General features: G+C 63.7%; 15 protein-coding genes and 1 pseudogene. 10 read left to right on the top strand and 6 right to left on the bottom strand.

The genetic code is table 11. The annotated features are described in order from the left end of the window. Nucleotides 1–21 precede the first annotated feature (21 nt). Entirely contained in the window at nucleotides 22–783 is a 762-nt protein-coding gene (locus AC4CS3_RS22310; RefSeq protein ID WP_490785282.1) for a hypothetical protein, read from the top strand. Next, entirely contained in the window at nucleotides 780–1583 is an 804-nt protein-coding gene (locus tag AC4CS3_RS22305) for an SDR family NAD(P)-dependent oxidoreductase (RefSeq protein ID WP_490785281.1), read from the top strand. Before AC4CS3_RS22310 ends, AC4CS3_RS22305 begins: the two co-directional genes overlap by 4 nt. Before the next feature lie 7 nt (nucleotides 1584–1590). Here the strand turns inward: AC4CS3_RS22305 and AC4CS3_RS22300 are convergent, their stop codons facing one another. Beyond that, on the bottom strand, nucleotides 1591–2205 hold the full coding sequence (locus AC4CS3_RS22300; RefSeq protein ID WP_490785280.1) for a DnaJ family domain-containing protein: 615 nt from the start codon (nucleotides 2203–2205) through the stop codon (nucleotides 1591–1593). A gap of 161 nt (nucleotides 2206–2366) precedes the next feature. Here AC4CS3_RS22300 and AC4CS3_RS22295 point away from each other — a divergent pair, with 161 nt between their 5' ends. Further along, entirely contained in the window at nucleotides 2367–2618 is a 252-nt protein-coding gene (locus tag AC4CS3_RS22295) for a DUF2630 family protein (RefSeq protein ID WP_268020359.1), read from the top strand. 55 nt (nucleotides 2619–2673) lie between these two features. Here the strand turns inward: AC4CS3_RS22295 and AC4CS3_RS22290 are convergent, their stop codons facing one another. From AC4CS3_RS22290 to AC4CS3_RS22280, 3 genes and pseudogenes are all read right to left on the bottom strand, one after another. After that, entirely contained in the window at nucleotides 2674–2817 is a 144-nt protein-coding gene (locus AC4CS3_RS22290; RefSeq protein WP_490785279.1) for a hypothetical protein, read from the bottom strand. A gap of 70 nt (nucleotides 2818–2887) precedes the next feature. Next, nucleotides 2888–3052: pseudogene (locus AC4CS3_RS22285) on the bottom strand (flagellar biosynthesis protein FlgA); the annotation flags it as partial. Between the two features lies 1 nt (nucleotide 3053). After that, nucleotides 3054–3386 carry a hypothetical protein gene (locus AC4CS3_RS22280; RefSeq protein WP_490785278.1) on the bottom strand — a complete coding sequence of 111 codons (333 nt, stop codon included), beginning with the start codon at nucleotides 3384–3386 and terminating at the stop codon, nucleotides 3054–3056. A gap of 262 nt (nucleotides 3387–3648) precedes the next feature. Here AC4CS3_RS22280 and AC4CS3_RS22275 point away from each other — a divergent pair, with 262 nt between their 5' ends. The 3 genes from AC4CS3_RS22275 (at nucleotide 3649) to AC4CS3_RS22265 (ending at nucleotide 6733) form a co-directional block, all read left to right on the top strand. Next, the gene (locus AC4CS3_RS22275; RefSeq protein ID WP_404499256.1) at nucleotides 3649–3942 is read left to right on the top strand and encodes a lactococcin 972 family bacteriocin; all 294 of its coding nucleotides are present in this window, start codon (nucleotides 3649–3651) and stop codon (nucleotides 3940–3942) included. 151 nt (nucleotides 3943–4093) lie between these two features. Then, nucleotides 4094–6040: a hypothetical protein gene (locus tag AC4CS3_RS22270; RefSeq protein WP_490785277.1), complete on the top strand. Its 1947-nt coding sequence runs from the start codon at nucleotides 4094–4096 to the stop codon at nucleotides 6038–6040. A gap of 30 nt (nucleotides 6041–6070) precedes the next feature. Beyond that, entirely contained in the window at nucleotides 6071–6733 is a 663-nt protein-coding gene (locus tag AC4CS3_RS22265) for an ATP-binding cassette domain-containing protein (RefSeq protein ID WP_490785276.1), read from the top strand. Between the two features lie 23 nt (nucleotides 6734–6756). Here AC4CS3_RS22265 and AC4CS3_RS22260 read toward each other — a convergent pair whose 3' ends face one another. Next, on the bottom strand, nucleotides 6757–7536 hold the full coding sequence (locus AC4CS3_RS22260) for an SDR family NAD(P)-dependent oxidoreductase (protein WP_490785275.1): 780 nt from the start codon (nucleotides 7534–7536) through the stop codon (nucleotides 6757–6759). 82 nt (nucleotides 7537–7618) lie between these two features. Here AC4CS3_RS22260 and AC4CS3_RS22255 point away from each other — a divergent pair, with 82 nt between their 5' ends. Together AC4CS3_RS22255 and AC4CS3_RS22250 are read left to right on the top strand one after the other, a co-directional pair. Further along, nucleotides 7619–8266 carry a TetR family transcriptional regulator gene (locus AC4CS3_RS22255; protein ID WP_490785274.1) on the top strand — a complete coding sequence of 216 codons (648 nt, stop codon included), beginning with the start codon at nucleotides 7619–7621 and terminating at the stop codon, nucleotides 8264–8266. 19 nt (nucleotides 8267–8285) lie between these two features. Beyond that, a complete protein-coding gene (locus AC4CS3_RS22250) occupies nucleotides 8286–8756 on the top strand; it encodes an NUDIX hydrolase (RefSeq protein WP_490785273.1) in 471 nt (156 codons plus the stop codon). On the opposite strand, the gene AC4CS3_RS22245 is transcribed toward AC4CS3_RS22250, so the two are convergent. Continuing rightward, nucleotides 8753–9184 carry a YybH family protein gene (locus AC4CS3_RS22245; protein WP_490785272.1) on the bottom strand — a complete coding sequence of 144 codons (432 nt, stop codon included), beginning with the start codon at nucleotides 9182–9184 and terminating at the stop codon, nucleotides 8753–8755. The genes AC4CS3_RS22250 and AC4CS3_RS22245 overlap by 4 nt on opposite strands. A gap of 214 nt (nucleotides 9185–9398) precedes the next feature. Here AC4CS3_RS22245 and AC4CS3_RS22240 point away from each other — a divergent pair, with 214 nt between their 5' ends. Both AC4CS3_RS22240 and AC4CS3_RS22235 read left to right on the top strand, forming a co-directional pair. Further along, entirely contained in the window at nucleotides 9399–9758 is a 360-nt protein-coding gene (locus AC4CS3_RS22240) for a VOC family protein (RefSeq protein ID WP_490785271.1), read from the top strand. A 57-nt stretch (nucleotides 9759–9815) separates the two neighbouring features. Continuing rightward, on the top strand, nucleotides 9816–12205 hold a 2390-nt coding region (locus AC4CS3_RS22235; protein WP_490785270.1), incomplete at its 3' end, for an ATP-binding cassette domain-containing protein.

The following is a 12205-nucleotide window of genomic DNA, read 5'->3' as shown; positions in this document are numbered from 1 at the left end:
GCAATTACGAGAGGTTCAGCCATGAGTAGTCGTTCGATTTCCGATGACGGCCGTCCAGCCCGGTCAGGCGGCCCGCACCCCGGCGTTCTTGCCCTCGTCAGCCTGGGCATTTTCCTCGCCAGCCTCATCACGTCCGCAATCCTGACAGGCGGCCAGACGTTCGTCTCGCCCTTTGCTTCGACGGGGCAGGTGGCCGCATTCTTCCAGCAAAACGTCGCTGCCATGCGGGTCGGCGGAATGCTCCAATTCGGCTCCGCCGTGCCATTGGGGATCTACGCGGCCACCGTCTACGCCCGGCAGCTCCGGCTCGGCGTGCGCGTTCCAGGGCCGGCCATTAGCTTCTTCGGCGGCGTCAGCGCAGCCATCTTCCTGATGCTGTCGGGTTCCGTGACCTGGCTGCTGAGCCGGCCGGAAATCACCACGGATGTGACGCTCACCCACGCACTCGCGCTCGCCGCGTTCATCACCGGCGGGGTCGGCTTCGTCGTCGGAATCGGCCTCCTCATGGCGGGCATCGCCGTCCCGGCCCTGATCCTGGGCTTCATGCCCCGTTGGCTGGCCTGGACCGGACTGGTCATTGCCGCGCTGTCCGAGTTGAGCTTCCTGTCCATGGCGATCGAACCTCTTCAGTTCCTGCTGCCGATCGGGCGCTTCGGCGGCCTTCTCTGGCTGGTGGCTGCAGGCTTCCTGCTCTCCCGCAACCGGGCAGCCGCGAACCAAGAGCCCCGGGCGCACGCACCCGGCGCACGCCAAATGCACGGCCCAAGCCGGACAACGCCATGACGACGCCGGATCCCACCCGGCCGCTGCACGGCAAGGTCGCGCTCGTCACTGGAGCGAGCCGCGGAATCGGTGCGGAGATCGCAGCTGCGCTGGCTGGCGCCGGTGCAGACGTCGTCCTTGCCTCGCGTGACAGCGCTCGCCTATCCCAGCAGGTTGCCGCCATTACTTCGGGCGGCGGGAATGCCGTGGCCATGTCCGTGGATGTGAGTGATGAGGACTCGGTGAAAGCCCTGATGGCCCAAATCCGGGACCGCTTCGGCCGCCTCGACGCCGCGGTCAACAATGCCGCAGGCGGCGGGCGGGCCCCGGCGCCCCTGGCCGAGTGGGCAAGCGCGGAGTTCGACAGTGCAATCTCGGTCAACCTGCGCGGGGTGTTCCTCTGCCTGAAGTACGAAATCGAGCTCATACTCAAAAGCGGAGACGGCGGGGCGATCGTCAACATGTCCTCCACCGCCGGCGAACAAGGCGTCGCTGGCATGAGCGGCTACGTGGCGAGCAAGTTCGGCGTCGGCGGCCTGACACGGGTGGCCGCGCTCGACTACGCCTCACACGGGATCCGGGTCAACGCGATCGCTCCCGGCCCCATCCTCACCGAGCGGCTCGCCGGGGCGGGCCAAGCCGCACAGGACCGTGTGGCCGCGGCCGTGCCGCTGGGCCGGATCGGCTCCACGGCCGAGGTTGCCGCCGCCGCCGTCTGGCTTTGCTCGGACCAGTCCTCGTTCGTCACTGGAACCGTTCTCGCCGTCGACGGCGGCCGGCTGGCAGGAACGCCCGCGTTCAACACCGGACTGCGCAGCTGAGTCCGGCCTACCCGGAACCGTTCCAGATGCGACGCCACCACGGCCGCTTGCCCGCAAGTTCCTGATTCACGGCTTCCTGGGCCGCCGCGGTTGCCTTAGCAGCCGCCGCCCGGCGCTCGCGCCAGCGTTCCAGCTCGACGCCGACATCGCGGGTTTTCGTGACCACCGGCGGGCCGCCCTGGAGCTGGCGCCGCGCGTCAATGACCCGGGCATTGAAGTCCTCCACCAGCTCGCGCACCTGATTTTCGGAGTACAGGGCGTCAAGCTTGGCATCCAGTTCAGCATCCTCGGTGCGTAGGAGAATGGCTTTCGGGCCAAGGCCGCTGAGATGTTCGCGCTGGATGAGGCCTTTGACCCACCAATCGGGATCGTAGCGCTCCCCCAGCCCGGGGATCGGCTTGCCTGCGTACTTCAGGTTGTCGAACTTCCCTTGCGCCATGGCGTCGCGGATCAGGTATTCCACCCGCGCAGCGTCGTCCACCTTCTTGCGCTTCCGCCGCTCTTCGTCCTCGGCGGCCTCAAGTTCGGCTTCTTCTTCGGCCGTCATGCCGGTTGCGCGGACGTTCCGCAGCTCCATGGCTCGCTCCAGCCTGCGCTTGAACGCACTGTTTTCGCCGTTCACGGCTCTAATCACCGCCTTCGCTTGCGGAAATCCTGGATCTGCGTCCAAGTATTCCGCAAACGGGAGACAGCCGGGACAGCTCTAGCGAACACCGCCTCTGTTCACACCCAGCGCGGCTCACTAACCTGACTGGTAACGGCTAGTTCAGGAAGAGGGTCACCATGGACGAACAGGGCATTCTGCACCGCATCCAATCGCTGGTGGAGGAAGAGCGGGAACTCCGGGAGAAGGCAGAGGCGGCCCCGCCGGGTCCAGCGCATGCACCTGACCGCGCAAGGCTGGAGCGGATCGAACTGGACCTGGATCAGTGTTGGGACCTGCTGCGGCAAAGGCGGGCCAAGAGACAGTACGGGGAGAACCCGAACGAGGCCAAGCCACGGCCCCCAAAACAGGTGGAAGGCTATACCGGCTGAAGCCGAGGCAACGCAGAACCACGACGGCGGGACGCTCCCGCCGTCGTCGTCCCGGCTAGGCGCGAATGCTGAGATAGATGCCCGTATGGTCCAGCTCGCCAAGTCCCTGCGAAACCATCGTTTGAAATGCACTGCGGACGCTGCTGGAGACCGGTAGATCCACCCCGGCCCCTGCCGCGGTTTCCGCGATGAAGGTCAAGTCCTTCAGCTGCGTTTGTTGCCTTGACGACGAAGACGCCTTCCTGGGTGTTGTGGCTGATCCAGCTGCCGTCGCGGTTCACGCTAGACATGACATCCACGCTGCCTTCATGGGCAAGGGAGCTCCCAACCTCGTTTGGCCGGCAAATCGTGGCGATCTCTCCGACGTTGCCCGGCGTGAAGCTGAGCCCGGAGTCAGACGGCGCCAGGCCCGCACCGTTGGCGACGGCAGTCATCTCAATTGCCGCTTTCGTACCGTCGCGGAACGAGGTGTGCATGTACGACGCCGGCAGCTTCTGCACGCTTAGCTAGCGCCGGGCCCGCCGCCGCGTTGGCTTCAACGGTCACCATGATGATGTGCTTCTTGGTTTCGATGGCGCGCAGGGCGTGCTTTATTCCCGTGATCGGGTTCCCTGTGGCTTCCACGATCACGTCAATGTCCACGTCGAACAGTTCGTCAGCGTTGGCCACGATGGCCGTGGTCCGGTCCTTGAGCGCCGCGGCAATGTCCGGAGCGATCTGCTCGGCCGGCCAGTCGACCAAGGCGAAGGCCCCTTCCGCACGCTTCATGTTAATATCGGCGATGCACGACATGGATGCGTATTTTCCTCTGGGCCACTCAATTCTCCCCTTCGGACCACTCAATTTCCCTCTTCGGGCCACTCAATTCGGGAACATCAACCTCCTAATGGCCGATTCAGCCCGTAGCCTTGCTCACACGCCGGTTATCTCTCTTTCGGTTTGAGACCTGTCCGGTCGCTGGTGCTCGGCTGCCCAATGGACGCCGAGCAGATGTGGAAAGACATCTCTTATTCGAATTGAGGGGATTTCAATGAACATGAAGAAAGCATTGGCCGGACTCGCGCTCACCGGAGCGCTGTCCTCCGTCGCCGGAACCGCTGTCGCGGCCACGCAATACCCGGTCCAGGGCGGCCAGTGGAACTACGGCTTCAATGGCGTCGGCATTTACTCCGACTACTTCCATGGTTCGCAGTGCCACGGATCTTCGGTTTGGAACGACTGGGGAAACAATCGGAGCGCCGATATCGCCGCCGGGCAGTGGTCAAATTCTTGGCTCGGGGCAACGCCCTGGACACATAACAAGTATTACTACCGGGTCTGTTAGGACCTCAACCGCGCCAATCCAGTTGAGTTCCACCCAGTGGGCTTCGCTCCAAGCCCACTGGGCGGACTCAATCCCGCTCTCCGAGGACCCATCTCAAATGCTGAAAATCTTGGTGCGAGTCACTTCTTTTGGAATCGCTATATTCCTATCGGTGCTGGCCGGCATATACATACAGACCACTGAAGAGGCGTTTCCGCGCGACGCCGAGTTCAGGGCAAGCCTCGATTTCTCCCAGACTCGGTTGCCTAAAGCCCAAATCATTTCGGAGCTGGACGCGCTTGCGGATGCCTCAGGGCTTCATCTGGCCAAAATAGTGGCCGATCCTGAAGACTTCTACAACGCTCGCTCACTGTATGCGTTCAGTAGGAACGCGACCGACACGCCGCGGGTGCTCGAGTGGTTCGACGCCGGGATGCACGGAGAGCTACGCTCCGCCCACGAACTTGGCAGCGCCAACCTCAACGGCCCCTACGTCTATTCAGGGCCAGAGACTGCGGTGGCGCAGCTCAACAAATGGTTCGATGCTCGTGGTGTCAAGAACGCTGTCATCGCCAAGGTCCCCGCCGCGGTGCTCCAGCAGGCGGTGTTTTCTACCGGAGCTTGGTTGACGTTTCTGACCTGCCTCGTCCTGCTCATCGCGCTCGTCATCTCGTGGTACGCCCTCCGGGCCCGGGCCCGGTCCCTCAAGCTCTTGTGCGGAGCAACGGCGGCCAAAGTAGTTGGTGAGGACCTTCTTTCGCTCGTCCAGGTCGTGGTTCTCCCCGCAAGCGGGGGCCTTCTCACGGCCCTCGTGGTGGTTGCGGTCCAAGGCAAGGCGTCCTACCTACTGCCGTTCGCCCAGGCGAGCGTGTTCTTCCTAGCCTCGGCTTTGGCTGTGATGCTGCTCTGCGCCTTGATCGTCAGCGCCATGACGTGGCCTTCTGTCTCCGGAATCGCCTCCCGCCAGCCCCCGGAGAAGCACTTCCAGTGGATTAGCGAGGTACTCAAGGGCGCAACACTCGTCCTCGTCACAGTCACGCTGCCGATCGTCGGGGCATCGATCGCCGAAGCGACGAATCTTTCAAACAAAAACGCCCAGTGGGAAGTCCTGAAGAACAATGTCTCGGTCCGGATCAGCACTGGCTCAGAGACTGAATTCGAACGACGGCTAGCGGAAATGCGCGATTTGGCCGTCGCAGCATCCCGCGCCGGCAAGTTGACATTCTCCTATTCCTTCAAACCCGCGAATATCATTTCTCTGAACGAAGGAGCGTCCACCGACCTTGGCGGATATGACGGCACAGTCCTGGTGAACCCTAGCTACTTGAGGGCGATTTCAACCCTCATTGATTCAACGCCCTTAGCCGGGAATCCGTTAGGCACTCGTGCAGAGCGGATTTCCCCAGATCAGCTGCCAGCCGCACTCAGGGAGCATCTGGAGGGTCAGTACCCGCTCTGGACCAGGGTGGGCACTCTTGACGGATTCGCGAACGCGTTCAAGACGTACCGCTACACCGGCCACAAAAACTTTCCTGGGTTGCCTCCCAGACTTGGAGAAATGGCCCACTTCGAGAACCCACTCATTGTTCTAGTTGATGATCCGGCAGAAATCTTCGATGACGGCACAATTGGCGCCTTCCTCACTAGCGGAAACCTCACATTCAGCGATGCTCGCTGGGTACGGGATTACCTCGCTGGCCACCCGTTGGGGAACGTCGTCCTTTCGGTGGATCGTATCTCCGACGCTGGCTTGTACAACAGCCAGCTTCAGAGCCAGTCTGCGGGCATGAAAACTCTCTCCTTCACGTTGGTCCTACTGGCGTTGACTATGAGCACCGCCGTCTCGGCGCTCGTGTACGCGGTAGCCAAGGGCCGTCGCCACTTCGTACAGCGCACAGCCGGGTGGCCTTGGGCAAAGTCGCTCGCGCGACGGCTCGCCTGGGAAGGGACGCTTGCTGTCGTCGTCGCCATCGCGATGTTCCTGGCACTTGGAGCGGGAAGCGGAAGTGATGCCTGGTGGGCCCTGGCGGCAGTCCCGCTCTACGCGCTCATAAGCGGCCTCCTTCATATCACGTCTGCCAACGGAGTCTTCGCACAACTACTCGCCCGCCGAGCGTAGACCAACGAAGGTATCGGGGAAGGGAACTCAATGGATATCAAAGCAGAGAACATCACAGTGACCATCGAGGGCAAGGACGTTCTCAAAGGACAAAGCGTCCATGCGACCCCCGGGGAAACCCTAGCGTTTGTTGGGCCCAGCGGGTGCGGGAAGACAACCCTCCTAAATGTCCTGGGGCTCCTGCGCCGCGTCGACGGCGGGCAGGTGCACGTCGGGGGCAGGGACGCCACGCGCTGGGACGACCGGCGTCGTCGTCGGTTCTGGCAGCAGCACGCCGCCTTTGTCTTCCAGGATTACGGCCTCATCGATGAAGAATCTGTCGAGTACAACGTTGCCCTCTCGCAGTTGCCAATCTTCGGACTTGAGAAGCGCCACAGGGCGGGCCTTGAAAGTGCGCTCGACCGGGTGGGACTTGCAGGCAGGGCCCGCGAGAAGGTTTCAACTCTGAGCGGCGGCGAGAAGCAACGCGTCGGCCTAGCGCGGGCGATGTTCCGCTCCGCCGATGTCATTTTTGCGGACGAGCCGACCGCGTCCCTCGACCTCGACAACCGCAATCTCGTGACACGCTTCCTGCTGGAAGAGGCAGCCCGCGGCGTCGCCGTCATCATAGCCACCCACGACGAGGCGCTGATCAAGGCATGCGACGTGTCGCTCCGACTTGGCTCTGCGGTCGAACCGCTCCCCTCCGGCTGAACCCCTCCTCGCGAAGAGCCGCCCTACAGCGCTGACCAGCCGCCGTCGGACGCGAGGATGGCGCCGTTGACGTTGGTGCCGTCCTCGCTGAGCAGGAAGGTGATGGATGCCGCCAACTGGGCAGCCGTCGCCGGGGTGGGGACAGTGGCCTGCATGAGCGGAGCGAGTCGTTCGGCGGCCAATTGCGATCCCCACACCGCCTCGATGTTGGTGATGGTGGGTCCGGGGGCAACGGCGTTGAAGCGCAGCCCCTTCGGTCCGTACATCACAGCTGAGTTCTTGGTCAGGCCGACCACGGCGTGCTTCGACGCAGTGTAGGTGGCACCAGCAGCGGAGCCGCGCAGTCCGGCTTCGGAAGCGACGTTGACCACGGAGCCGGTGCCGGCCTCCAACATTAGAGGCACCACCGCGCGGGTCAAGCGCATGAGGGCTGTGACGTTGATCCGGAAGACCCGCTCCCACATGGCGTCGTCCACTTCGTGAATCGGGGCGAAGTTATCCATGATGCCGGCGATGTTGGCGAGGGCGTCCACGCGGCCGCCGGCGGCAACGACGACGGCGGCAACGGTCTCCTCGGTGGAGATGTCGCCGGCCACGGGCACCAGATCCAAGCCGCCGTTTTCCTCCACCAGGGCGTCCAGGCGCTCCTTGCTGATGTCGGCGGCGATGACCCGCCCGCCTTCCTTCGCGACGCGCAGGGCCGTAGCCTGGCCGATGCCCGAGCCCGCCCCGGTGACGATCACGGTCTTCCCGGCAAAACGGCCATTGATGGCGGCTTCCTGCCATGCAGTCCCGTTACCCATGTTGTTCCTCCCGAACGTGTTGGTGGCGTTTCCTTCACCTTATGACACTCCATGTCATTATGTAAGAGTGGATACTGGAGAGATGCCCGCAGACCATACGAAGCCCGGCGTCGGGCGCTCCACCGGACGCCCGGCGACAATTGATCCGGACGCCGTGGCCGGCGTCGCGCTCCGTCTTTTTGCCGAGAACGGCTACGAACGGACATCAATGGAGGACATCGCACGCGCGGCGGGAATCGGACGGAAGAGCCTCTACCGCTACTTCCCGAACAAAGCTGACCTCGTGTGGGGTGGCATGGAACCGGTAGTGGAAGCCTCCGGCCAGGTGCTGGAGAACGCTCGCGCAGCGGACCCGACCGACGGCGATCAGGGTGACGGCGACACTTCCGACGGCGGCATCCTCGCCGGACTTCGGGCGGCTGCTATCGCCGGGGTTTCGGCGATCCTGGACCTTTCCGTCACGCGCGGGCGCCTGCGCCTGATTGCAGAGCACCCTGAACTGGCGAGCAGAAGTTACGGTGCCCTGGCTCCGCAGCGGGAACGGGCGAGGCTTTACCTCCTGGCGCAAGGCGTCACCGAAAGCGCGGCAGGCTATCTGTGCGCCGCCTATCTCGGGGCGACTTTCGAGGCCTGGATGCAGTGGGCCGCCGGCACGGATGCGGATCCGGTCCCGTATTTGGTAGAGGCCTTGGGAGTGCTGAAGGTTCCGACCGTCCGACCCGGCAGATAACCTATGCCTGGGAGGGCAAATGACAGTTCGAAGCGCGGGCATTCTGTTGTACCGTCGGAATTCCGCGGCGGAATTGGAAGTCTGGATAGCCCATATGGGCGGACCCTTCTGGGCGCATAAAGATGCACGTGCCTGGTCCATACCCAAAGGCGAATACCTCGAAGACGAGGATCCCCTGGTGGCCGCCAAACGTGAATTCGCCGAGGAGATAGGCTCTCCCCCGCCCGTCGTCGAATATCACCAGCTGGGCATCTTCCGGCAGCCGTCGGGCAAACTCGTGGCGGCTTTCACGGCGGAGTCGGACTTCGACCCCGAGAGAATCGTCAGCAATACCTTCGAGCTGGAATGGCCGCGAGGATCCGGCATTGTCCGGAGCTACCCGGAGATCGACGACGCGGTCTGGGCCACGGAGGCAGTTGCCCGCGCCAAACTGGTAGGCGGGCAGGTGCCGATCCTCGACGCGTTGATCCAGCACCTCGGGAGCCACTAGGCCTGGACGATCGACTCGATCGGCCGCGCGGAAAGTATGGGATCCGCGTGACGGTGGAGGACCTTCCACTCACCTTCTTCCCGGCGGAAAATCGTCGTCACCCGAAGGGGTATCGGGGACACCTCATCAGATCCGCCAACCTTGGCCCGTGCCCATTCGATTTCGACGATGTACGCAAGCTCCGTCCCGACATACCCGGAGATTCGCTCGAATCTGATGGGCTCGCCCTCCCTCAGCCCGGATGACGCCCGATCCATGGTGGCCTCGACCGCATTCGAGCCCCGTGCAGGCGGCCCAAGCGGATTAGCGAGCGTGACGTCGTCGCTCTTTGAGAACAGCTTCTTCTGCTGCTCCGGGTCTCCTTTGACGAACGCATCAAGCGCTTGATGGTACTTCTCCACCATCAGATCGAGATCGGAATCCGACATTGGCTCCTCCAGCCTCGCTTCGCCCTGGCGCGGTACGCCAGGGGCCGTGTTCGGCCATCGTGGCACCCCTCAACAGGGATGTCCATAGAACGAATCTCCCGGCCCCAGACCGGTCAGGAATGGAGAAGCGCCGCTTTCGGGCCGCGCCTAGAATGGCGGTCATGGACAACACCGTCCACGCCAGCTTCGTCCCCTAATGACTCCAGGAGTGATCATGAGCGACTCTTCCAACGAGGGAATCAAGACAGTGCTGCATCCCGTTACGGACCTCGCCGCGGCGAAGGCTGTGTACACGGCTTTGCTCGGCATACCGCCGCAGGCCGACGGGCCGTATTATGTCGGCTTCGACGTCGCGGGTCAGCACATCGGGCTCGTTCCGGGAGGCGGACCGCAGGCCATGACCTCGCCCGTTGCTTACTGGCACGTTTCGGACATCGAGGCGAAGCTGGCCGAGGTGACTGCCGCCGGCGCTACCCTGAAGGAAGCAGCCCGCGACGTCGGGGGCGGCCGTCTGGTTGCCACCGTGACCGACCCCGACGGCAACGTCCTCGGGCTGCTTCAGGATCCTCAATAGCCAACCAGACGCCGACGAAGACCGCGAAGACGACCCCGCGTAAAAGATGGAGACACGATGAGCACGGCCACGAGCACGGACACGCAGTCGCCTGAGCTGCATACTGCCGACACCCACGATCTGATTCGCGTCCAAGGCGCACGGGAGAACAACCTCAAGGACATCAGCATCGAGCTGCCGAAGCGCCGGTTGACCGTGTTCACGGGCGTCTCCGGTTCGGGCAAGAGCTCCCTCGTATTCGCGACGATCGCCGCGGAGTCGCAGCGCATGATCAACGAGACGTACAGCACCTTCGTGCAAGGGTTCATGCCGACCATGGCGCGGCCGGATGTGGACCTGCTCGAAGGACTCACGACGGCGATCATCGTCGACCAGGAGCGGATGGGCGCGAACACCCGCTCCACCGTCGGCACCGCCACCGATGCGAACACCATGCTGCGCATGCTCTTCAGCCGGCTTGGCCAGCCGCACATCGGATCGCCCCAAGCGTTCTCGTTCAACGTCGCTTCGGTCTCGGGCGCGGGCGCGGTCACTTTCGAGCGCGGTGGCACGACGACGAAGGAGCGGCGGAGTTTCAGCATCACCGGCGGTATGTGCCCGCGCTGCGAAGGGCGCGGCTCGGTCACCGACTTCGATCTGACCGCACTGTACGACGGCGGCAAGTCGCTCGCCGAGGGCGCCCTCACCATCCCCGGCTACAGCATGGACGGCTGGTACGGCCGCATCTTCAGCGGCTCCGGCTTCTTCGACATGGACAAGCCGATCAGCAAGTACACCAAGAAGGAACTCCACGACCTGCTCCACAAGGAGCCAACCAAGATCAAGGTCGAGGGAATCAACCTGACCTACGAGGGCCTGATTCCCAAGATCCAGAAATCCATGCTCTCGAAGGATCCGGAGGGAATGCAGCCGCACATCCGTGCCTTCGTGGAGCGGGCCATCACCTTCACGATCTGTCCCGATTGCGATGGAACCCGGCTCACCGAGGCGGCCCGCTCGTCCAAGATCAAGGGAATCAGCATCGCGGACGCCTGCTCGATGCAGATCAGCGACCTTGCAGAATGGGTGCGCGGCCTCGATGAACCATCGGTGGCGCCGCTCCTCAAAGGGCTGCGGCACCTCCTCGACTCGTTCGCGGAGATCGGACTCGGCTATCTCTCGCTCGACCGGCCGGCAGGTACGCTCTCCGGCGGTGAAGCGCAGCGCACCAAGATGATCCGGCACTTGGGCTCCTCGCTTACCGACGTCACTTACGTCTTCGACGAGCCCACCATCGGCTTGCATCCTCACGACATCCAGCGCATGAACAAACTGCTGCTGCAGTTGCGGGACAAGGGCAACACCGTGCTCGTCGTAGAACACAAACCGGAGGCAATTGCGATCGCCGACCACGTCGTCGACCTCGGTCCCGGCGCGGGCACCGCCGGAGGTGAAGTGGTCTTTGAAGGTACCCTCGAAGGGCTGCGTTCCAGCGGCACCCTGACCGGGCGCCACCTCGAGGACCGCTCAACCCTCAAGAAGACGGTGCGGGCAGCTGCCGGCGCACTGGAGATCCGTGGCGCGAGCGAGAACAACCTGCGCGACGTCGACATCGACATTCCGCTCGGGGTCCTGGTTGTCGTCACGGGCGTCGCCGGATCCGGCAAGAGCTCGCTGATCCACGGCTCGTTGTCCAAGCGGGACGGCGTCGTTTCGATCGACCAAGGGGCTATCAAGGGCTCCCGGCGGAGCAACCCCGCGACCTACACCGGACTCCTCGAACCCATCCGGAAGGCGTTCGCGAAGGCCAATGGCGTGAAGCCGGCGCTGTTCAGCGCGAATTCCGAGGGCGCATGCCCCACCTGCAACGGCGCGGGCGTCATCTACACGGATCTCGGGTTCATGGACACCGTGGCCACTCCGTGCGAGGAATGCGAAGGCAAGAGGTTCCAGGCATCGGTGCTCGAGTACCGGCTCGGTGGCCGCAACATCGCGGAGGTGTTGGCGATGTCGGTGAAAGAGGCCGAGGAGTTCTTCTCCGCGGGCGAATCCAGGATCCCGGCAGCCCACGCGATCCTGCAGCGGCTGGCCGACGTCGGACTCGGCTACCTCAGCCTCGGCCAGCCTCTCACCACCCTTTCGGGCGGCGAGCGGCAGCGGATCAAGCTGGCCACCCACATGGGCGAAAAGGGCGGCGTGCTGGTTCTCGATGAGCCCACCTCGGGCTTGCACCTCGCCGACGTCGAACAGCTGCTCGGCTTGCTCGACCGGCTCGTGGACTCCGGGAAGTCTGTCATCGTCATCGAGCACCACCAGGCGGTCATGGCGCATGCCGATTGGATCGTCGACCTCGGCCCGGGCGCGGGTCACGACGGCGGCCGGATCGTTTTCGAGGGCACACCCGCCGATCTGGTTGCCGGGCGTTCCACCCTCACCGGAGAACACCTGGCGGCCTACGTCGGCGGGTG

Source organism: Arthrobacter sp. SE2 (genome assembly GCF_058244265.1).
Note: the sequence above shows the minus strand (reverse complement) of the source record. Positions and strands in the feature narration are given on the sequence as shown.